At 42.3% G+C, this 22,567-nt stretch carries 18 protein-coding genes; 10 read left to right on the forward strand and 8 right to left on the reverse strand.

Features of this window, described 5'->3' with window-relative positions:
- Positions 1 to 47: 47 nt before the first annotated feature.
- Together F986_RS14105 and F986_RS14110 are read left to right on the forward strand one after the other, a co-directional pair.
- Entirely contained in the window at positions 48 to 353 is a 306-nt protein-coding gene (locus F986_RS14105; protein ID WP_004696180.1) for a hypothetical protein, read from the forward strand.
- Positions 354 to 539: 186 nt separating this feature from the next.
- Positions 540 to 1,313, forward strand: coding sequence for a M48 family metallopeptidase (locus F986_RS14110; RefSeq protein ID WP_004696181.1), 774 nt, complete (start codon positions 540 to 542; stop codon positions 1,311 to 1,313).
- A 125-nt stretch (positions 1,314 to 1,438) separates the two neighbouring features.
- Here F986_RS14110 and F986_RS14115 read toward each other — a convergent pair whose 3' ends face one another.
- Entirely contained in the window at positions 1,439 to 2,488 is a 1,050-nt protein-coding gene (locus tag F986_RS14115) for an NADP(H)-dependent aldo-keto reductase (RefSeq protein ID WP_004696182.1), read from the reverse strand.
- Between the two features lie 186 nt (positions 2,489 to 2,674).
- Positions 2,675 to 3,382, reverse strand: a complete 708-nt coding sequence (gene crp / locus F986_RS14120) for a cAMP-activated global transcriptional regulator CRP (protein ID WP_004696183.1) — start codon at positions 3,380 to 3,382, stop codon at positions 2,675 to 2,677.
- A 147-nt stretch (positions 3,383 to 3,529) separates the two neighbouring features.
- On the opposite strand from crp, the gene F986_RS14125 reads away from it, so the two are divergent.
- From F986_RS14125 to F986_RS14135, 3 genes are all read left to right on the forward strand, one after another.
- Positions 3,530 to 3,952, forward strand: a complete 423-nt coding sequence (locus tag F986_RS14125; RefSeq protein ID WP_004696184.1) for an OsmC family protein — start codon at positions 3,530 to 3,532, stop codon at positions 3,950 to 3,952.
- 390 nt (positions 3,953 to 4,342) lie between these two features.
- On the forward strand, positions 4,343 to 6,922 hold the full coding sequence (gene clpB, locus F986_RS14130; RefSeq protein ID WP_004696186.1) for an ATP-dependent chaperone ClpB: 2,580 nt from the start codon (positions 4,343 to 4,345) through the stop codon (positions 6,920 to 6,922).
- Between the two features lie 228 nt (positions 6,923 to 7,150).
- Complete coding sequence (locus tag F986_RS14135) at positions 7,151 to 8,437, forward strand: DUF945 family protein (protein WP_004696188.1); 1,287 nt, start codon at positions 7,151 to 7,153, stop codon at positions 8,435 to 8,437.
- A gap of 123 nt (positions 8,438 to 8,560) precedes the next feature.
- Here F986_RS14135 and rlmKL read toward each other — a convergent pair whose 3' ends face one another.
- Positions 8,561 to 10,765: a bifunctional 23S rRNA (guanine(2069)-N(7))-methyltransferase RlmK/23S rRNA (guanine(2445)-N(2))-methyltransferase RlmL gene (gene rlmKL / locus F986_RS14140; protein ID WP_004696190.1), complete on the reverse strand. Its 2,205-nt coding sequence runs from the start codon at positions 10,763 to 10,765 to the stop codon at positions 8,561 to 8,563.
- A gap of 231 nt (positions 10,766 to 10,996) precedes the next feature.
- Here rlmKL and F986_RS14145 point away from each other — a divergent pair, with 231 nt between their 5' ends.
- The 5 genes from F986_RS14145 to F986_RS14165 all read left to right on the forward strand — a co-directional run bounded on the left by F986_RS14145 (position 10,997) and on the right by F986_RS14165 (position 16,654).
- Positions 10,997 to 11,350, forward strand: coding sequence for a hypothetical protein (locus F986_RS14145; protein ID WP_004696191.1), 354 nt, complete (start codon positions 10,997 to 10,999; stop codon positions 11,348 to 11,350).
- 286 nt (positions 11,351 to 11,636) lie between these two features.
- Positions 11,637 to 12,653 carry an aspartate carbamoyltransferase catalytic subunit gene (locus F986_RS14150; RefSeq protein ID WP_004696193.1) on the forward strand — a complete coding sequence of 339 codons (1,017 nt, stop codon included), beginning with the start codon at positions 11,637 to 11,639 and terminating at the stop codon, positions 12,651 to 12,653.
- A gap of 10 nt (positions 12,654 to 12,663) precedes the next feature.
- A complete protein-coding gene (locus F986_RS14155; RefSeq protein WP_004696195.1) occupies positions 12,664 to 13,899 on the forward strand; it encodes a dihydroorotase in 1,236 nt (411 codons plus the stop codon).
- Positions 13,900 to 14,059: 160 nt separating this feature from the next.
- Complete coding sequence (locus tag F986_RS14160) at positions 14,060 to 15,517, forward strand: OmpA family protein (protein ID WP_004696197.1); 1,458 nt, start codon at positions 14,060 to 14,062, stop codon at positions 15,515 to 15,517.
- Between the two features lie 114 nt (positions 15,518 to 15,631).
- Positions 15,632 to 16,654 (forward strand): hypothetical protein, encoded by a 1,023-nt coding sequence (locus F986_RS14165; protein WP_026056398.1) that lies wholly within the window; start codon positions 15,632 to 15,634, stop codon positions 16,652 to 16,654.
- A gap of 101 nt (positions 16,655 to 16,755) precedes the next feature.
- On the opposite strand, the gene F986_RS14170 is transcribed toward F986_RS14165, so the two are convergent.
- From F986_RS14170 to F986_RS14190, 5 genes are all read right to left on the reverse strand, one after another.
- Positions 16,756 to 18,165, reverse strand: a complete 1,410-nt coding sequence (locus tag F986_RS14170; protein ID WP_004696201.1) for a short-chain fatty acid transporter — start codon at positions 18,163 to 18,165, stop codon at positions 16,756 to 16,758.
- A gap of 134 nt (positions 18,166 to 18,299) precedes the next feature.
- Positions 18,300 to 18,929: a CoA transferase subunit B gene (locus F986_RS14175; protein ID WP_004696203.1), complete on the reverse strand. Its 630-nt coding sequence runs from the start codon at positions 18,927 to 18,929 to the stop codon at positions 18,300 to 18,302.
- Between the two features lie 3 nt (positions 18,930 to 18,932).
- Complete coding sequence (locus F986_RS14180) at positions 18,933 to 19,637, reverse strand: CoA transferase subunit A (protein WP_004696205.1); 705 nt, start codon at positions 19,635 to 19,637, stop codon at positions 18,933 to 18,935.
- 26 nt (positions 19,638 to 19,663) lie between these two features.
- Complete coding sequence (locus F986_RS14185) at positions 19,664 to 20,566, reverse strand: hydroxymethylglutaryl-CoA lyase (protein ID WP_004696207.1); 903 nt, start codon at positions 20,564 to 20,566, stop codon at positions 19,664 to 19,666.
- Positions 20,563 to 22,554, reverse strand: a complete 1,992-nt coding sequence (locus tag F986_RS14190) for an acetyl/propionyl/methylcrotonyl-CoA carboxylase subunit alpha (protein WP_004696209.1) — start codon at positions 22,552 to 22,554, stop codon at positions 20,563 to 20,565. Before F986_RS14190 ends, F986_RS14185 begins: the two co-directional genes overlap by 4 nt.
- Between the last annotated feature and the right edge of the window lie 13 nt (positions 22,555 to 22,567).

Consider the following 22,567-nt stretch of genomic DNA (forward strand, 5'->3'; position numbering starts at 1 on the left):
AAGTGCTTGTTAGAATAAAATGCACAATAAACAGATGAGCAGGCAGGATGCAAAAGAATATCGCGGGAACTATTTTTTACTCACTACTTTTTGCTATGGGTGGTGCGCCAACAATCGCGATGATGATTATTCAAGGGCAAACCACCGATCCAGACGTGATTTATAGTGCACTCATTGGATTGTCTGTGATTATTGCTTGTATCTTGGTGCCGATCATACTGCTCCAAAATGCATTTCTGTTTGCAAAGCGTAAAAGTGCGACCCTTGAGGAAAAAATTGAACCCTTAAGCCACCTGTATTTGGGTTTAAATATCCTGTGTTTGGTTTATTGGCTTTTGATTCAGTTTATGTAACTAGGTTTAAGGTAGTGTGTAGATATCGCTCTAGCACGGAAATTTGGCTTATTGTGCTTAATTGTGAAGATATTTTTACATAATTGCTATGATAAAACGCGGTGATGATATTTAACACTTTAAGTCTATTCAATATAATTCAGCACATTATGTAAAATGCTTTGAGATGGATGGAGTTAAGCAATAATGAAAAATAAAATATTAATGAGTTTGTGTGCAGCAAGTGTGGTTACCATTTCAGGTTGTGCAACTTTTGCGGAAGTGGCAGGTGCAGATACTGCAACATTAAATGCAGCAGCAACCCAAGGCTTCAACAAAACAGTGAATGAAGCACGAACCACAAAGACCTTAGATACCTCATCAACAACGTATAAGCGTATTTATGGTGTATTCAATCGCTTGAAACCATATGCTGATCAAATGAACCAAACTGGAACGAAATTTGACTGGCAGTTGGCAGTACTTAAGTCAAATCAGGTCAATGCCTATGTTGCACCTGGTGGTAAGGTGGTGTTCTATACGGGTATTGTAGATAAATTGAACCTAACTGATGCTGAAATTGCAGCGGTGATGGGACATGAGATGGTGCATGCTTTAGAAGAGCATTCGAAGAGTAAAGTGGGTGCGCAGGCATTAACGGATTTGGCCTTGGGAATTGGTCTAAGTGCGGCAGGTGTAGGTCAAACAGGTTCAGCAGCAGCGCAGCTAGGTAGTCAAATTGGTATTGGCTTGCCATACTCACGTAGCCTAGAAAGTCGTGCAGACCAAGGTGGTTTAATGTTGATGGCTAAAGCAGGCTATAACCCTCAAGCCGCAATTAGTCTGTGGGAAAAAATGAATAAGCTCGATGGAGCAGGCGGTTCTTCATTCCTGTCGACGCACCCCTCAAATAGTCAACGTATTGAAGCAATGCGTAAGAACTTAGCCGCTGCTCAAGCGGTTTATAACCAAAGACGTTAATTTGTTTTTGAGTAAAAAAGGACGCCAAGGCGTCCTTTTTTATTGTCAGTTGATGATTTTGAAAATCATAAATTATTTGTTACAGATGAAGTAGTGCTTCACCTGAACAGCTAATTAAGAAATATCTATGGCGCAGGATTAGGTTGTTGCTGATGAATAGCTTGAATACCCTGTAAAACTTCTTCCGATAAATCAATCTCAAAAGCTTGAATATTTTCTTTCAGCTGGTCTAAGTTGGTCGCACCAATAATCGTACTGGTCACAAAAAACTGCTGCTTGATGAAGGCTAAAGCCAGTTGTGTCGGTGTTAAACCATGACGTTCAGCCAATTGTGCATACTGTTCTGTTGCCCATTCACTCTCTGGGTTGCTATAACGACTAAAGCGGCTGAAAAGCGTCACGCGAGCATTCGCTGGGCGTGCACCATTACGGAATTTACCTGTGAGATAGCCAAAAGCGAGTGGGGAGTAGGCGAGTAAACCAATGCCTTCATATTTCGCAATTTCCGACATGCCAATTTCATAAGTGCGGTTCAGTAGGCTATATGGGTTTTGCACAGTGACAAATTTAGACAGGCCAAGCTGTTCTGCAATCTGTAGAAACTTCATAGTGCCCCATGGCGTCTCATTAGATAAGCCAATATAACGAATACGCCCTTTTTGAATCTCTGTTTCTAATGCTTGTAGTGTTTCTTGCAAAGAGGTCACGGTTTGCGTGTTATGGGCTTCACTGTTTTCATAGCCTAATTTTCCGAAAAAGTTGGTTGGGCGCTGTGGCCAGTGTAGTTGATATAAATCAATATAATCGGTCTGTAAACGCTTTAGGTTGCCATCTAGGGCGGTAGAAATGTCGCTTGCATTAAAACGAGTCTGTCCATCACGAATATGACTACCACCTTGAGATGGCCCCGCAATTTTAGAGGCTAAAAATAGCTTGTCCCGACCGCCGCGCTGGGCAATCCATTGGCCAATAATACTTTCGGTCGCACCTTGAGTTTCAGGTTTTGGAGGAACAGGGTACATTTCCGCAGTGTCCCAAAAGTTAATGCCTTGCGCCAAAGCATAGTCAAGTTGCTCAAAGGCTTCAGCTTGAGTGTTTTGCTCACCAAAGGTCATGGTGCCGAGACAAATTTCAGGAACCAAAATACCTGTATCGGCTAAGGGTTTAAATTGCATTCAACATTTCCTTTTATGGACTGCGTTTTTTCGGTCGAATTAGATTACACAGTTATGCCCAGTAGGTTAAATCACTATTTTTACAAAGTTTGTCATGATTTTGTCAAAGCAGAAGCAGATTTAAAGACATAAAAAAAAGCAAATCCTAAGATTTGCTTTTGGCTGTATCAGCTATGGAGGAAAGTCTTATTCTTCGTCTTCATAGTCATCAGCATTCGCTTTTGACTCTTCTAAAGAGGCATCGAAAATTAAGATGGCTTTACCATCAGTTTCGATCATGCCTTGCTCTTCGAGTGTTTTCAAAACACGACCAACCATTTCACGTGAACAACCGACAATACGTCCAATCTCTTGACGCGTAATACGAATTTGGCGGCCATTTGGTAAAATCATCGCTTCAGGTTGCGACGATAAGTCGATTAGGCAACGTGCAATACGACCTGAAACATCGATAAATGCAAGGTCAGTCACTTTACGTGTGGTATTTTTTAGACGGCGTACCAGCTGTGCAAATACTGCATAGCTCAGGTCAGGGTATTGTTTGCTGAGTTCATGGAAGTTTTCATAAGTCACTTCAGCAATTTCGCAGACATCACGGGTACGCACTTCAGCAGTACGTTGTGAGTTTGCTTCGAATAGACCCATTTCCCCAAAAAAATCACCCGCATTTAAATAAGCGACTACGATTTCACGTTCATCGTCTTCACGCAGAATAATGGAGACCGAACCTTTTAAAATCAAATATAAAGATTTAGATTCTGAGCCTGCATCTACGATGGTGGTACGCTTAGGATAACGATTAATATATGCGCGTTTTAATAATGCTTTGACTGACTCGGGGAGTTGACCTGGAGACAGCGCATCAGTGCTTAATTGTGAAAAGCTTGAAGTCATGCTAACGGTTCCGAAAATGGATAAAATATAGATCGCACAGACCTAGGGTGAACTTGTCACACAGTCAGAGCTGAAATTCCTTATCAACTCAATTTATGTTAGTGTAAAGTCACTTCGTCAATCTATAGCTTTTTTTAGGTACTTGCAATGCAAACAACTGTTCATTGGTTAGAGAATGTTGCTTTCGAAGCAAAAACTCAAAGTGGTCACAGTGTTATCATGGATGGATCGCCAGAATATGGGGGTGAAAACCGTGGTCCAAGACCAATGGAATTGATCCTGACAGGACTGGGTGGTTGCGCTTCTTTTGACATCGTGACCATACTTAAAAAATCACGCCAAAAAATTACCGATGTACGCTGTGAACTCAAGGCAGAGCGGGCAGATAGCATCCCTGCAGTGTTCACAAAAATCCACTTACATTTCGTGATTACGGGTCATGCGGTGAAGGAAAAACAAGTCGCAAAAGCTGTGGAATTATCGGCAGAAAAGTACTGTTCTGCGAGCAAAATGTTGATGGATGGTGGGGTTGAAATCACCCATGATTTTGAGATTATTGAAGCAAATTAAAAGCTGACTTTTAAGTCATTTGAGGCTGATCTGGTGATCGGCCTTTTTCATGCTTCACGCTTTTGTTTTGATTCCGTAAACTGGGACACAATTCATCACACGAATAAATAGAAAAATGCGTTGCTTGTTTGATTAATAATTGATCAAATAATTTTGGTTGTCACTGATTGATAGGTCGTTGTGGTCTTTAATACATAAATAATGTGGGGTGACGCTTGAAAATAAGGCGGAGAAGACCCATCTTATAACCGAGTCTTATGAGTTTATTATTAAGATAAACTAATGAAAAATAAGTTAAAATGTAGAAAAATTAATTAAATTTGAATTGAATTTTGAGCAATTGTTCCCATATATCCATCAAGTTCGAAATTTATTGTGAGGAAAACAAGAATGCGATTTGAAAAATTCACAAACCGCTTACAGCAAGCTCTCTCAGATGCTCAATCACTTGCAGTGGGGAAAGACCATACCGCAATTGAAGGTATTCATATTTTATCAACATTGTTAGATGAAACCTCTAATCTGAGTTTGTTGCAACAAGCGGGTGCCAATTTACCTGCTTTACAAAGCAAATTAAAACAAGCACTAGCTGATGCACCAACACTGACAAATCCTACAGGAGACGTCAACTTAAGTTCAGAGGCAGTCAAAGCACTAAATCTGGCAGATAGTTTTGCACAAAAAGCAGGCGATGAGTTTTTGTCTACCGATTGGGTGATGCAAGCCTTGGCCGAAGTGGGGGCAACTAAAACGCTACTCAACAGCGTGGGCGTACAAGCAGACAGCTTACGCAAAGTCATTTTAAAAATTCGAGGTGATGAGAAAGTCATGAGCAACAATCATGAAGATCAACGCGATTCTCTGAATAAATACACCATTGATTTAACTGAACGCGCACTGGCAGGTAAGTTAGATCCTGTGATTGGGCGTGATGATGAAATTCGCCGTACCATTCAAGTTTTGTCGCGTCGTACCAAAAATAACCCAGTGTTGATTGGTGAACCAGGGGTTGGTAAAACAGCCATTGTTGAGGGCTTAGCACAGCGGATTATTAACCGTGAAGTGCCTGAAAGCTTACAAGGTAAACGTGTTTTATCCTTAGATTTGGGTTCATTGCTTGCGGGTGCTAAATACCGAGGCGAGTTTGAAGAGCGCTTAAAAGCAGTACTGAAAGATTTGTCTAAACAAGATGGTGAAGTCATTTTGTTTATCGATGAATTACACACACTGGTGGGCGCAGGTAAAGGCGATGGTGCTATGGATGCAGGTAATATGCTCAAACCTGCTCTCGCGCGTGGTGAGCTACGTTGTGTTGGTGCAACCACATTGGATGAATATCGTCAGTACATTGAGAAAGATGCTGCGCTAGAGCGTCGCTTCCAAAAAGTGTTGGTCGATGAGCCGAGTGTGGAAGACACCATTGCGATTTTACGTGGTTTGAAAGAGCGCTATGAAGTGCACCATGGTGTGAAAATTTTAGACTCTGCCATCATTGCAGCAGCGAAAATGTCACATCGTTACATCACTGACCGTCAATTGCCTGATAAAGCAATTGATTTGATTGATGAAGCGGCTTCTCGTATCAAAATGGAGCTGGACTCTAAGCCAGAAGCTCTGGATAAACTTGAACGTCGTTTGATTCAATTGAAACTACAACTTGAAGCAGTGAAAAAAGATGAAGATGCAGGTAGTCGTGCGGAAGTTGCTCATCTTGAAAAGCAAATCAGTGAAGTTCAACGCGAATACAATGATCTAGAAGAAGTTTGGAAAGCTGAAAAAACCTTAGTTGAAGGTACCAAACAAGTTCAAGCTGAATTGGATCAGGCGCGTATTGCGCTGCAAAAAGCACAGCGTGAAAACGACTTGGGTGAAATGTCGCGTCTTCAGTATGGTGTGATTCCAGAGCTGGAAAAACGTCTCAATGAAGAAGAAGTCGTTGAGGAAAAAGAAGAGCCAAAACTACTGCGCAACAAAGTCACTGACAATGAAATTGCAGAAGTCGTTAGTGCTGCTACGGGCATTCCAGTGGCTAAAATGATGCAAGGTGAACGTGAGAAACTTCTCCATATGGAAGAGTTCTTACATAACCGTGTCGTCGGGCAGGATGATGCTGTGGTTGCAGTATCCAATGCGGTTCGTCGTTCGCGTGCTGGCTTATCTGATCCGAACCGACCAAGCGGCTCGTTCTTATTCTTGGGCCCAACTGGTGTTGGTAAAACAGAGTTGACTAAAGCACTGGCAAACTTCTTGTTTGATAGTGACGATGCTATGATTCGTATCGACATGTCCGAGTTTATGGAAAAACACTCTGTCAGCCGTTTGGTGGGTGCGCCTCCTGGTTATGTCGGCTATGAAGAAGGTGGTGTGCTAACCGAAGCTGTACGCCGTAAACCGTATAGTGTCGTGCTGTTCGATGAAGTGGAAAAAGCACACCCCGATGTGTTTAACATCTTGCTCCAAGTGTTGGATGATGGTCGCTTAACGGATTCGCAAGGTCGCGTGGTTGACTTTAAAAATACTGTGATCGTCATGACATCGAACTTAGGTTCGAGTGATGTGCGTGAGTTGGGTGACAATCCGTTGGATGAAGAAGTGCGAGCAGTGGTGATGAATGCCGTGACGCAACATTTCCGTCCAGAGTTTATCAACCGTATTGATGAGTTAGTGGTCTTCCATTCACTCAAAAAAGCGCAAATTCGTGGTATTGCCGATATCCAATTGGATCGTTTACGTGATCGTTTGGTTGAAAAAGATATGCGCTTAACGGTGGATGATCAAGCCTTTGACTTATTGATTGACGCTGGTTTTGACCCAGTATACGGTGCACGCCCATTGAAACGTGCCATCCAGCAACAGGTTGAAAACAACTTAGCACAAAAAATATTGTCGGGTTACTATGTGGCTGGAGACAATATTATGATCACTGCACATGATGGTCAGTTGAGCTTTGACAAAGTGAAAATGAGTTAATCGTGTAAATGGTTCATTGAAACTAAAAAACCCAGCTTCGGCTGGGTTTTTTATTGCGGGATAGAAATGTTAAAAGCTGACATTTTTAAGCCAAAATGTGACGTAAGTTTTCACATTTATGTGATGGGTATGGCATCTAAGTGATTTATTTGCAAAACAATTATCTTTATTTAAAGATTCTCTTTATAATTTATTTTAATAAAAAACAAACAACTTGAGATAGAAGAAATGACTCAATTGAAGTGGGGTATTGGAGGCGTACTTACGCTTGCTGTGGTCGCAGTAGGGGGGAATCTTTATGCGGATAAAAGCTTGAAGGCTTATTATCAACACAGCACCAAACAATCGAATGATTTAAAGTTGCAATATCAACAATTTCAAATGGGGGCTTTAAATGGCAGTGCGAACTGGACCGCTGAATTAGTCCTAGACCCATGTAAACCGAAAGAAGTGATCCAATTGAAGGGGCAGGATCATATTCAACGGAGTTGGAATGGATATGCGATTCGTTCAGATATTAATATTACGCAAGCACCCGGCGCACTTCAGTCTTTGTTGAAGGAACCACTTAAAGTACAAAGCAAAGTGAATTGGTTGGGTACTTTGAATAGTACCTTGACTACGCCAGTGATTACCCGCAATGAAGCTCAACTCCAGTCTAGATTAGACCCGATGACATTAAAGTTTCGTGCAAAACCAATCGAACAACAGTTAAAGATACTGGATTTACAGCTTGAAATTCCGAATTTAACAGTCACCGATCCAAATATACATTTGCAAATGGTGGGGTTAAAACTAGAAAGCAACCAAGGGCTGAATGGTGAATATCTTGAGGCGGGTGAAACCAAAATTCAGATGGATTTGTTGAAAATGTCAGATCGAGATATCAATAAACCTACCAATGCCGAACTAAAGAATTTTAGTATAGAAACGCAAAGTGAACTGACAGACCGAGTTGTAAACACTGAAATGTTATTGCGTCTAGATGAAATGAAAATGCCTTCAGCGCCCGCTGTCCAAAACGTACAGTTTAATTTTAATGTACTCGATATAAACCGACAAAAATTGCAGACGTTGTTTGATATTTTGGCGAAAAGTGAAAACAGTTGTTTGGCAAAAGAGGCAATGGAAAAAGATATGGAGCCTGCTTTATTGGCAGTGATTAATGAAGGTTTCCGTTTTGAATCCAAAGAGAACCAATTTGCTATTGGGGAAGGGGTTGCACAAGCGAGTGTGACGGGGCGTATTATGCCGAGCCACCAATCGACGGTGATGGGTATGGTGAAAATGATGCCGAGTTTAATGGAATACAGAGCAGATATTCAGTTTGATAAAAATATGATCTCGCGCATCATGAATAATTATCTGCAAAAAGGAGGCATCAGCATGTCTGATCAAGAGATCGAAACCATGCTTTCAACGATGCAGAGTTCAGGACAGGTGAAACGTGAAGGGAATGTCATGAAAATGTCAGTTGATTACAAATATGGGCAAACCAATTTCCTGACTGAATAATGCAAAATATGATGATCTAACATAATAAAAGGGACGCATTTCGTCCCTTTTTTACATCTGAAAATTGTCTAATGCAAAATTTAGCGAAGATGAAATGCCAGCGGGTATTTCATCTTCAGTGCATTAGTTTTTTGGGTGGGTGATTTTCCACGCACGGTGGATTTTTTGATTGCGCTTGAAGTCAGGCCCAATAGTTTCATTGGTAATTTCTTCGACATCAAAGAACGCCAAAATTTCTTCGTCCATTTCAAAACCACGGTAGTTGTTCGAGAAGTACAAAGTACCATCCGTGGTTAAACGGTTCATCGCGCGTTTGAGCAAGGATAAATGGTCGCGTTGTACATCAAAGGTGCCATAGAACTTCTTCGAGTTTGAGAAGGTTGGTGGGTCAATAAAGATCAGCTCATATTGCTCATGACCTTCTTTTAACCACTCAAAACAGTCGCTGGCAAAGAATTGATGTTGTTCATCTGCATGATCGACCGTTAAGCCGTTCAAGACGAAGTTCTCTTTAGACCAGTTCAAATATGTATTTGAAAGATCGACGCTGGTGGTACTTGCCGCACCGCCTAATGCTGCATGTAAGCTGGCTGTAGAGGTATAGCTATACAAGTTCAAGAAGTGCTTACCACGTGCTTCTTGTGCAATGCGTAAGCGGATTTGACGGTGGTCGAGGAACAAACCTGTATCTAAGTAATCAGTTAAGTTCACTAAAATTTTCGCTTTGCCTTCTTGCACGATAAAACGCTTAGAAGCAGTACTTTGCTTGGTATATTGAGTTTTACCTTCTTGGCGAGCACGTGTTTTGATAAAGATCGCATCACGGCCTAAACCTGTTACAGCACGAATCGCCTGTAAAGCAAGATTGAAACGTTTCTTGGCTTTTTCAGGATCGATTTTTTTCGGTGGCGCATATTCTTGGACATGTAAACGTTCACCATACAAATCGACTGCGACGTTAAAGTCTGGAAGATCGGCATCATATAAACGTAAACAGTGAATGTTTTCTTTTACTGCCCATTTCTTTAAGGTCTGCATGTTCTTTTGTAAACGGTTAGCAAAGTCTTCAGCGCCTTCAATTGCTTCAAACTGCTGAGGCTGCCATGTTTCCAAGAATGGCTTGATCACTGCAACAGGTTTAACTGAACCTGAACGCACGTAAATTGGCAATTTACCATTCATCAAACGCATGGTTTGCGGGTCATTCAGTGCCAATACATCAGCTTGCTCAACGGCTGCTGCTATGACCGCTGCGGTCTGATTTGGGAAGTTCTTTTGCAGCAAAGCAGATAAGCCTAAATATAAAGCACGGTTTGAGGCTTTATCACCCAAACGCTCACCATAAGGTGGGTTGGTCACAATAAAGGCTGTTTTTCCTTCGGCTTCAAAGTTTGGCCAATCGGCTAAAGTTCGTTCTTCGATTTGGATCTGGTCAAGTACACGTTCAAAACCAGCAGCAATAATATTTTGCTTGGTGGCTTTTACCGCTTCCCAGTCTGCATCAAATGCGTAGAACTTAGGGAGAGGTTGTTCCAAGGCTGTTTGATGGCGTTCAGCTGCTTCCGCTTTAATGCTCATCCACAGATCATGATCATGGCCATTCCAGCCATTGAAACCGAAACGACGAACTAAACCAGGTGCACGGTCAGTCAGCATCATCAATGCTTCAATAATGAACGTCCCAGAACCACACATTGGGTCAAGGAAAATATCGGGTCTTTTTGCAAGGAGCTTGGCTTTTTGTAAAATCGCAGCGGCTAAGTTTTCTTTAATTGGGGCATCGGTCATATAACGACGGTAGCCACGTTTATGCAGTGAATCACCAGATAAGTCTAAACAGTAGGTGTGTTCAGTTTTTCCTGCGAGTGCATAAATGGTAATTTCAGGTTGCTTAATATCAATACTTGGACGCTTACCGACAGCTTCCATGAATGAATCCACGATACCGTCTTTTACACGTAAAGTTGCAAACTGGCTGTTCACCTTAATTTCACGTTCAATATGTAAACGAACGGCGAAGGTGCTTTGTGGTGCAAAAATCAGCGACCAGTCAAAGTTCATTGCACCTTCGTAGAGCTCTTCAGCAACATCACGTGCGTCATGGCTAAATTCCAGTTCATGGACATGAATTGGTGTGAGTACACGTGACGCAAGACGCGACCACATACAAATGCGATAGGCATGTTCCAGTGTACCTTTGAAAACTAAACGCCCAGGAAAACGTTCAATGTTTTGAACACCTAAACCTTCTAATTCTTCTTGGAGTAAGGTTTCTAAGCCATCGGCACACGTAACCCAATAGCTGCTTAAACGCGAAGCGGTTTTCATAAATTTGAGAGACCAAAATAAAACAAAATAAACTCGCTAAAGTTTAACGTATTTTGCCTCTGAATGGTTTTTTAAATATGCCTCTACTCAGCGGAAATATCAAAATAAATGAATCACCATGTGAACAATAACGTTTTTGGTACGTATTTTGCTAAATCCTTGCAAGTTAAATTTGCTGACTGATTTCTGATAGATCGTCAGTAAATATTTTTCACTTGAAAGGGGATGAATATGTCGACCAAGTTAGATCGCGGTGTTGTAAGTCATGCTGATGCTTTTTCAATTGCAACTTTACTTTATGCACGTCTGCGCCGTGTATCGGGGCGTGTAATTGATGTGATGTATTTGGTGGAAAATCCAAGTTATGCACGTCAGATGGCAGAGCTTGCTTTAAGTACGGAAGATGCTGAACTGATTCGTCTGGTGAGTCGTTTAGACAGTGTCATGGATGTTTTTAACTATGAAGAAACCGCCGTGATCGAGAAACCTAAACAGGTCGACACGACACGACATGAGTTGGAAGCCACTGAAGAAGAAATCTACCGTGCCCAAGTGTCACATCACTATATTGGCGCTTTACGATAAGAATCACTGAAGTTGGATCGCTCTCGCAAGAGAGCTTTTTAAAATGTCCACTTGGGATAAGTGAGATAAGAAACTCTATAGAATTGATATTTATAGTAATTTGATGGACTCAGAATTTGGGTGATTTAGCCTTTAATGGTTTAATTTAACTGGTTGAAATAATAGATAAGAATTTCATAATCTTAGTTTTGAAGCCGATGATAATTAAGGCAATTGTTTTAAACTGAGGTCCAAATCAAAAAGAAAATCTGTATAATGCGTTAACTTAACGTACAAGGAATCTCTCATGCACTTGGCAGCATTGCATACTCCGAGTCAGATTCAACTCAACCAAGATGGTCATCTCAAACACTTCCTCACCATCGAAGGTCTTTCTAAAGAAACTCTTACAAAAATATTGGACACCGCGCAGTCCTTTTTTAATGACCAAAATCAGCTGATTACCAACAACCTCTTAGAAGGTCGAACGGTAATGAACCTTTTCTTTGAAAACTCAACCCGTACTCGTACTACTTTTGAAGCAGCGGCAAAACGACTTTCTGCAAATGTATTAAATATCGATATCGCACGTTCAAGTACTTCCAAAGGGGAGACGCTCAGAGACACTTTGTGGAACTTAGAAGCGATGGCTGCGGATATTTTTGTGGTACGTCATTCTTCGTCGGGTGCGGCACATTTTATTGCCCAAACCGTTTGTCCACACGTTGCAATTATCAATGCAGGTGATGGCCGTCATGCACATCCAACACAAGCTATGTTGGACATGCTGACCATTCGCCGTGAAACCAAAAAGAAATTTGAAGATATTTCAATTGCCATCATTGGTGATATTAAACATTCACGCGTGGCGCGTTCAGATGTTGCTGCATTACAAACACTGGGGTGTAAAGATATTCGTGTAATTGCACCGAATACGCTGCTGCCATATGGTTTTGACGAATATGGTGAAGGTGTACGTTTATTTAATAACATGGAAGCAGGGATTCAAGACTGCGATGTAATTATTACCTTACGCATTCAAAATGAACGTATTGATTCGCCTGCGCTGTCATCTCAAGCTGAATTCTACAAAATGTACGGTTTAAACAAAGAACGTCTTGCGATGGCAAAACCTGATTGCATCGTTATGCATCCGGGGCCTATGAACCGTGGTGTAGAGATTGATTCCAGTATTGCCGATGGTCCACAGTCTGTGATTTTAAATCAGGTGACCAACGGGATTGCTGTACGTATGGCAGTTTTGGCGCTTGCAATGCAAGGTCAACTGCAAGAGCAAGGTTTGTTAGACGCGATTGCGGGATAAGGAATAAGTCATGACTGTTGTAAAAATTGAAAATGTACGTGTTCTTGACCCAATTCATCAAACAGATGCGGTTCAAACGGTATATATCGAAAATGGCAAGTTGGTTGCTGAAACAGCCAATGTCACTGAAACGATTGATGGTCAAGGCAAGTGGTTGATGCCAACCATGGTGGACTTATGTGCACGCCTACGTGAGCCGGGTCAGCAACAGCACGGGACACTAAAATCAGAAGGTCGTGCTGCGCGTGAAAATGGTATTTTGCATGTGTTTACACCGCCAGACTCAAAACCGATTGTGCAAGACAATGGTGCTTTAATTCATGGTTTGATGGAAAAAGCGATGCTGGATGGCGGCATTTATCTGGAAGTGATTGGTGCTCAAACCCAAGGTCTACAAGGTAAGCAACCTGCAAATATGGCGGGTCTCAAAAAGGGCGGTTGTACAGCCGTTTCAAATGCCAATGCGCCTTTCGCAGATGACGATGTGGTGCTGCGCACTTTAGAATACGCAGCTGGCCTTGGCATGACGGTCGTGTTTTATGCCGAAGAACCGCAAATTGCCAAAGATGGCTGTGTCCATGAGGGCTTTGTGGCATCGCGTCAGGGCTTACCGACCATCCCTGCGATTGCTGAAACCATTGCCATTGCCAAGTATTTGTTAATGATTGAAGCGACGGGTGTTCGTGCTCACTTTGGCTTATTGTCTACAGGCGCTTCTGTTGATTTGATCAAAATCGCTAAAGATAAAGGTCTGCCAGTCACATGCGATGTGGCAATGCATCAGCTGCATTTAACAGATCAGCTGATTGATGGCTTTAACTCACTTGCACACGTCCGTCCTCCGTTACGTGCTGAGTCGGATAAAGAGCTCCTGCGCCAAGGTGTGAAAAGTGGAGTGATCGATGCGATTTGTACGCATCATGAACCGCTGAGCAGCTCTGCAAAGCTTGCACCATTTGCTGAAACACAGCCAGGTATTACCGCTTTTGATACCTATGTAACTTTCGGTGTGCAATTGGTGCGTGAAGGTTTATTTAGCCCTTTGGAATGGGTCGAAAAAGTCACGATTGCACCAGCCACGGTAGCCAATATGCTTGAACGTTGGTCTGCTGAAGCTGGTTGGGTGTTGGTTGATCCTGAGTTAGACTGGATTGTGAATAAAGACAATATTTTGTCGCAAGGTAAAAATACGCCTTTGATCAATCAAGTGGTGAAAGGAAAAGTTCTAAAAACTTTTGCAGCTTAAATATTGCCTTAAACGTGGATTAAAAAGTCAGCTTCGGCTGGCTTTTTTATTGGGCCTAGGTAAAACTGATGCAAATACAATATTTTACAAAGTGTAAAAAATGAACAGATAAACTGGAAAATGATGATGAAAACAATGAGAAAAAGTGGGGTAAGACTTCATGAATGTCGATTTTATGGATTTACTAAAACAAAATGTCTCTGCAATTGTTTTAGAGGGTGATACACAACATTTACTTGAAAAAAATCAAGCAATTCAATCCTTTTTACCAATTTTACTGTCTATATTAAAGTCAAAGTCTGAACTGATTCCTGCATTTCAACAGCAGTTGAATCCACGTCTTAATGATGCTTTTGTATCGAATGTTAGTCTCAAGCAACAGTTTTTGGAGCATGTTTGCGGGGCAGCATCCGCAGATGAAATTGAAAGTACCTTGAGCCGTTCGATTACACCTACATTAGCATTTTTAACGACAGAGGCAGGTTCTTCAGAACCTGAAGCGATTTCCCATTTACTACAGGTCAACACAGATTCCATTAGTCGTGCCTTACCTGAGTGGGCAACTGCATTACTGGCCGGATTGGGGGTAAATACCTTACAAGGACAAGCTACACATGTTGCACCTGCAAGCGTACATGCTACAAAAGTAGATGATAAACGGTCATTTTTACTGCCAATTTTGGCTTTAATTATTTTTGCGGCATTGTTTGCTTTTATTTTTAGGGCTTGTACCGACAAAGCCACCACTGAAACAGCACCTGCTGCAAATGTGAATGCCAGCCAACCCGCTAAATTTCAAATCACCACTGGGGCAACAGGAGACTTGGTCACCTGCCAAATTTTCTCAGCCAATGCGGCTTATGTTGAAATTTTACAAAAAGAAGTAAAGCAAATTTTTAATAACAGCATCGGTTGTGGTGCAGATATGCAGAGTATGTATCACACTGAATTTATCGACCAAGATGCGATACCTAGTGTAATTAGTGCATTGAAAGGTGTGCCAAATATAAATTTAACCTGGTTTGGCAATCAGTTATCGATTCAATCACAAGATCCAGCCAATGCACTTAAAGTGGCAGATCAAATTAAACCTTTACTGCGCAATATGACGGTTGTGACTCAGCAACCACTGGATGTAAACCGTGCCGTTGATACCAGTATTAGTGATGCTGAGCGTGCACTGGCAGAAATTAATCCTGAGCAAGTTCGAGCACTAGACGTTGCCACGGCATTGAACTTGCAAATTATTAACTTTGATACAGCTTCATCGAGTATTCCTGATGTCAATAAGTCGATTTTGGATCAGGCCGCAGCGCTGATGCAAAAAGCACCACAAGTCAAACTGACCGTGATGGGGCATACAGATGCAACGGGAGATGCAGCAGTCAATAAAACCTTGTCACAAAATCGAGCACAAGCGGTGGTGGATTATTTAATTTTTAAAGGCGTCGATCCTGCGCAGTTGCGAGCGATTGGTTATGGCCAAGAAAAGCCAATAGCAGATAATCAAACTGATGAAGGCAAGTTTAAAAACCGCCGTATCGAGTTTGAGATTTTAAATACAGACTCGGGTGTGGTGCGTGAAGTGGATGATCGTGGTGTTGAAAAGGCCAACTAAACGATATTTTAACCTTGCTACGGCAGGGTTCTTTTATATAGCTACTCGCATAAAAGCTTATTTTTTGGTTAAATACGCTGCGAAAAACAACAGCCTTATGGTTTTATAACAATGATGAAGAAAACAATTTTTGCCAGTCTAATCTTGAGCAGTTTATTTTTAAGTGCTTGTAACCGAATCGAGAATAAAACAGAAACGGTTGCTGAACCGCAAGAAATGTCAGATTGGAGTTGTACGGCTCCTGCCAATGTCGAACAAATTCAGGCGCATTTAAAAGCTGAATACTTAAAAGCCCTAGACCGCCGTTTGCGTGATAGCCGTGAATATGAGGCCGATGAAAAATTATTAACGCAGATTAATAACGGTATTCGCTTTGAAATTAAAGGGATTTCAACGACCACAGAAAAGCCTGATACAGCGAAGCAATTGGACTGCGAAAGCCAGTTGGTGGTGATTTTCCCGAAAGGGTTACAGAAACGTGCTGAAAATGCGTTTTTAGCGCGTCCATGTGAAGAGTGTGAGGACGGTTATCAAAGTACTTTGCGTGATGTCTTAGAAGAGGGTGAATATTCACTCAACTTAGACAATGATCAGCTACAAGGTGCATTTAGCTATAACATCATTAAAACGGATAAAGAAGGCATTAGCCTGAATGTACCCAATCAAAATGGCGTGATTGATGGTGTAGTGTTGGTGACGCAGCATGCGGTTCAGTTTGCGGCATATGAAAAAGAAAATGCAGAAATACAAAAGAATATAAAACAATATAATGAGCAAGAAGTTGCGCAGATGGAACTGGCACAAAAAGCCATGAATATTCGTAAGAAGGAATTGGACGCTGACCAAGTCAAAGTGGTGGAACGTCTGAACCAAACTTGGGACAATTTCACTGAGGAGCAAAAACAGCAGCTTCAACAAGACCAAACGGATTGGTTTGAAAAACGTGATGTAGACTGTAAAGTGATTTCTCAAAAAAGTGTCTACCAAATGACGGATAGTGAAAAAGAAACTTATCAAAAGCAGTCACAATATTGGGATGATGCTTTACGTGCCCAAGATCAACAATTGCAATATACCAAGTGCTTTAATCAAAAAACCAATGAGCGCATTGTGTATTTAAATAATGTGTTTAATTAATTGGGCTACATTAAAAATACGCTTTATTGAATATTTATAGAATGAGAAAAGGACGAATATGATTCGTCCTTTTTTATTTAGATTGTGTTTTCTTCCTTGGTTTAGAAGGTAGGTGGCATATAGGTCAGGCTACGGCCTAAAATCCAAAGTAGGAAAAGCACCAAAGGTAGGTGGAAAACCAATTGAGTGACGGTAAAGCCAATCACATCTTTGGCTTTTAATTTGAGAATGCCAAGCATTGGCAGCATAAAAAATGGGTTGATTAAATTCGGCAAGGCTTCAGCAGCATTATAGATTTGCACCGACCAGCCTAAATGCACTTTTAAATCATGTGCAGCTTGCATGACATAGGGTGCTTCAATAATCCACTTACCACCGCCAGAAGGAATGAAAAAGCCTAAAATGGCAGAATATAAGCCCATCACAATGGCAAAGGTTTCTTTGGAGGCAATCGAAACAAAAAACTCAGCAATATAATGTGATAGCGACAAATCATGACTGTTCAGTGCTTGCGTCATCATAAAGGCGATACTGCCATACAGTGGAAACTGAATCAGGACACCTGAGACTGCTGGCACGGCTTTGGTGACAGCATTGAGGAAATTTCGTGGCGTACCATGTAGTGCAATACCCAGCATCAGGAAAATAAAGTTGTAGGTATTTAGGCTTGAAATGGCCAAGATCGGATTACTTTTGCTGAACTCATTGAACATCCAAACTAGACCCAAGAGCACAATCAAGATACTCAATAAAGGCGAGTTCTCTAACCAGTCTCCTGGGCGTTTTGTGGTTGCTGTCGGCTTAGTTTCTTCCTCAAACTGGATGGGGAATTGATCAATGGTTTTAATGTCTTGCCCTTTGGGTGCAGACCAAAATGCAATAGCAATCGAGGCAATAATCAATACAGCCGTCATGATCATCGACTGAGGCAAGAAAATGGTTTCGGTGAAGGGAATCACACCGGTTAGATTGTAAATCGATTCGGGCAGGCTGGCTTTGTTGGCTTGCAGTTGTGCCGCAGAAGAACTAATACCTAAGGCCCACGTTGCTCCCATACCAATAATCGCGGCGGCAGCGGCAGCACGATAGTCCATATTCAGTTCTTTGCGTTTAGCTAACGCAATCACCAGCAGGGCAGTCAGTACCGTACTCATGGCCCAGTTAATCAGCGAAATTAATAAACTGACCGTGGCAACAAGCACAATTGCACCGCGACCACTATGGGGAATTCGGGCCATTTTTTGAATCAGCAGCTCTACAGGCTTTGAAACAGAAACCACATAACCAACCACAATCAGCATACACATTTGTAAGGTAAAAGGGATCAGACTCCAAAAACCATCACCAAAGGAAACTGCGACATCTTTGGCAGGTGCGCCAATGCTGATCGAGGCAATCGCGACGATCACTACACCCAATAGGGCAAAAATATAAGAGTCTGGAAACCATTTCTCTGACCAATCACTGACACGTAGTGCAAAACGTTGCAAAATATTTTGAGAGTTTTCCATGCATTGATTCCATTTTTATCTATGGGGTATGAATTTTTGATTCAGCCTATCCGTGCTGATAGAAATGCCTTTAAAACAGGATCGCTGCTTTAAAGGCATTGGATTATTTTTCTATTGGTATAAATGATGTTGAATTAACGGATCAGAGCAACACCTGTCACTTTTTGAATGTCTTCAAAACTGACATCTTTCGCCAGTTCAACTAATTTGACACCTTCCTGCGTAATGTCCATGACACCGAGGTCAGTAATCACGCGATGTACGACATTTTTACCTGTCAGAGGCAGGCTACACTGCTCGACAATTTTCGGTGTACCATCTTTTGCAGAGTGTTCCATGAGCACCACCACTTTTTGTACTCCAGCAACCAAATCCATGGCGCCACCCATGCCTTTGACTTTTTTACCCGGAATCATCCAGTTGGCCAAATCGCCATTTTGTGAGACTTCCATTGCCCCTAAAATGGCGATATTGACATGACCTCCACGGATCATGGCAAAAGAATCTGCACTAGAGAAAAATGCGGCGCCCTGACGTGCAGTAACAGTTTGTTTTCCAGCATTGATTAAATCGGCATCGACCGTTTCCGCCGTTGGAAACTCGCCAATACCCAACAATCCATTTTCAGACTGCAACCAGACGTTGACATTTTCAGGAATATAGTTGGCCACCAGTGTGGGTAAGCCAATGCCTAAATTGACATAAAAACCATTTTCCAGCTCAAGCGCTGCACGTTGTGCCATTTCATTACGAGACCAAGCCATAGGTTAAGCCTCCTCTTTTAATGTGAGTTGTTCGATACGTTTTTCAGGGTTTGCATTCAGCACAATGCGATTGACATAAATACCCGGCAGGTGGATCTGGTCTGGATCTAAAGCGCCAATTTCAACAATTTCCTCAACTTCGACAATGCAGACTTTTCCAGCCATCGCACATACTGGGTTAAAGTTTTGTGCGGTTTTACGGAAAATTAAGTTACCTGCAGTATCGGCCTTGTATGCCTTCACGAGTGCAATGTCAGCGGTGAGCGAGTTTTCTAGAATATAAGGTTTGCCATTAAACTCACGCTCTTCTTTGCCTTCGGCAATGAGCGTACCGACACCTGTTGCGGTAAAGAAAGCCGGAATGCCCGCACCACCAGCACGGAGTTTTTCTGCCAGTGTACCTTGAGGGGTGAGTTCAACTTCAAGCTCACCACTTAAAAACTGACGTTCAAATTCTTTGTTTTCGCCTACATAGGAAGCAATCATTTTTTTGATCTGTTTGCTTTCTAATAAGAGTCCTAAGCCGAAACCATCGACGCCTGCATTGTTTGAAATACAGGTGAGGTTTTTCACGCCCGTTTGTTTTAAGGCCGTAATCAGACTTTCTGGAATACCGCATAAACCAAAGCCACCAACCGCTAAGGTTTGACCATCTTGAACTATATCTTGCAGTGCATCCTTTGCACTTGAATAAACTTTATTGACCATAGTGTTCTCGTTATCAATTGAATGGCTTAGGCACAGCGCTTTTGCCAGTAGGCATTGGCATAATTAGATGGATTGGTGCGTTGTAGTACTTGGCTGATGTTTTGGCTGGCAACCATCAGTGCATCAAGATCAATCCCTGTGTCATAGCCCATGTTGGAGAGTAGGTAGTAAAGGTCTTCTGTGGAGACATTGCCCGATGCACCTTTGGCATAAGGGCAGCCACCTAGACCTGCAATGGACGAATCAAATACACGAATGCCTTGTTCTAAAGACTGGTAAATATTGGCAATGGCCATGCCATAGGTATTATGAAAATGTCCTGCTAAACTCGCAGCATCCATTTCAGCTAAACACGCCTGCCAGACTTTTTTCACGCGGTCTGGTGTCGCCGTACCAATCGTTTCACCTAAGGACACTTCATAGCAGCCCATGTCTAGCAAACGTTGACTGACGTGTGCAACTTTGCTCGGTGCAATTGCGCCTTCATAGGGGCAGTCCACAATACAAGACACATAACCACGCACTTTGATGTTATGGGCTTTCGCCGCAGTCATGATGTCTGCAAACTTTTCAAAGCTTTCGTCAATGGAGCAATTGATGTTCTTTTGGGTAAAGCTTTCGGAGGCTGCGGTAAAAACGGCAACCTCCTGACAGCCGACTGCCAAAGCAGACTCAAACCCTTTCAGGTTCGGAGTCAGTAAACTAAAACTGATATTCGGATCTTTGGGTAAGCTGGCAAAGAGTTCGTCACTTTGTGCCATTTGTGGAACCCACTTTGCAGAGACACAAGAGCCCACTTCAATGGCACTGAGTCCTGTCTGCATTAAATCTAAAATCAGTTTGCGACGGTCATCCACGGTGAGAGGTGTCTTTTCATTTTGCAAACCATCTCGCGGCCCAACTTCGACAATTTTGACAAATTCATTCATGCGGCACCTTCCAAGCTTGAAAACTCAACCAATTCATCGCCTGCTTTGACCTGATCACCGACTTGGAAGTAAGCTGCAGAGACAATGCCATCATGTGGAGCACGAATTGAATATTCAATTTTCATCGCTTCAAGCGTGAGGAGGACATCATCTTTTTTCACTGCGCTGTTGTTTTGTACCAAGACTTGCGTAATCACACCCGGCATTGGTGCTTTTAAGTTATTGGCATCAGAAGCATCATCTTCCGTATTAAAGTTAGGCTTAATATGTGCAAATTTATAGCTTTGACCGTCTGCATACAGGGTTAGGCCCTGTGCATTTGAACTATAAGCATAGGTCTTTTTGCTTGTTGCACATTCAATTTTAGCTAAATGTGCCTCTAACAATTCACCTTGAATGAAGACGCTCTTTCCATTGTACTTCGCTGTAAAGCCTTTTGCTGTTGGGCTGAAATAGACTTTATGTTCTTCATCGTTCAGTGCCAGTTTAATGGCATAGCTGGCATTAATATTTAAACGCCATAGAGACTCGGCTTGCCATACAGGATTTGCATCTGTTTTATTGCTGGCAAAGCGAGACAAGAGCTCAATCAATGCCGCCGTGATGATGAGCTCTGAAGAAGCGGTTTCATTGTGTTGCAGTAAAAACGCTTCTTCACGTTGAATTAAGTTGGTGTCTAGGTTGGCGGTCTTAAACGATTCTGAACGGACCAAACGGTCTAAGAATGCAATGTTATTGCCCAAGCCATCGACATGAAACTGACTCAGTGCATGGTGCATTTGGGTGAGTGCTGCTTCACGATTCTTTGCCCAAACAATTAATTTGGCAATCATTGGGTCGTAAAAGGTCGTGATTTCATCCCCTTCAACAATGCCACTGTCTACGCGGACATGCTCATTTTGCTGAGGGTAGTGCAGGTAGTGGATTTTACCAATTGCAGGTAAGAAACCTTTTTCAGGTTCTTCAGCATAGACACGTGCTTCTAATGCATGACCATGAATACTGAGCTCGTGTTGTTGTTTTGGTAGTGGTTCACCAAAAGCTACACGTAATTGCCATTCCACCAAATCTTGCCCTGTAATCATCTCTGTTACAGGGTGCTCAACTTGCAGGCGGGTATTCATTTCCATGAAATACGCCGTGCCGTCTTGTTCCACAATAAATTCAACTGTCCCTGCACCGACATAATCCACTGCACGTGCTGCATCAATAGCGGCTTGGCGCATGGCTTCGAGTTTTGGCTCTGCCATTTGGGGTGCAGGTGCTTCTTCTAATACTTTTTGATGGCGACGTTGTACCGAACAATCGCGTTCAAAGAGGTGCACATAGTTACCATGTGTATCACCAAAAACTTGTACTTCAATATGGCGCGGTTGTACTACATAGCGTTCAACCAGAACATCGTCATTGCCAAAGCTTGAACGCGCCTCACTTTTACATGAAGCTAGATGGCTTAAAAAGTCTTCGCCGCGATCAACTAAACGCATGCCTTTACCACCACCGCCAGCACTGGCTTTAATCAGCACAGGGTAGCCAATGGCATCGGCTTGTTGTTTTAAAAAATCAGGATCTTGGTTGGTGCCATGGTAGCCCGGTGTCAGCGGTACGCCTGCTTTTTCCATTAAAGATTTTGAGGTGGCTTTGAGGCCCATGGCTAAAATGGCATCTACAGGTGGACCAATAAAGACAATGTTGTTTTTTTGGCAGGCATTGGCAAATTGGTCATTTTCAGATAGAAAGCCATAACCTGGATGAATTGCTTCTGCGCCTGTATCTAAGGCAGCTTGGATAATACGTTCAATTTGTAGATAGCTTTGTGCAGCAGGGGATTCGCCGATATAAATGGCTTCTTCGGCTTGTTGCACGTGCTGTGCTTGAGCGTCAGCATCTGAATAGACTGCAACGGTGGCAATGCCCATTTTTTTTGCAGTTCGGATCACACGACAAGCAATTTCACCACGGTTTGCAATTAAGATTTTATTAAACATATCGATATCCTTT

Origin of the sequence: Acinetobacter johnsonii CIP 64.6, from assembly GCF_000368045.1 — a bacterium.
Classification (GTDB): domain Bacteria; phylum Pseudomonadota; class Gammaproteobacteria; order Pseudomonadales; family Moraxellaceae; genus Acinetobacter; species Acinetobacter johnsonii.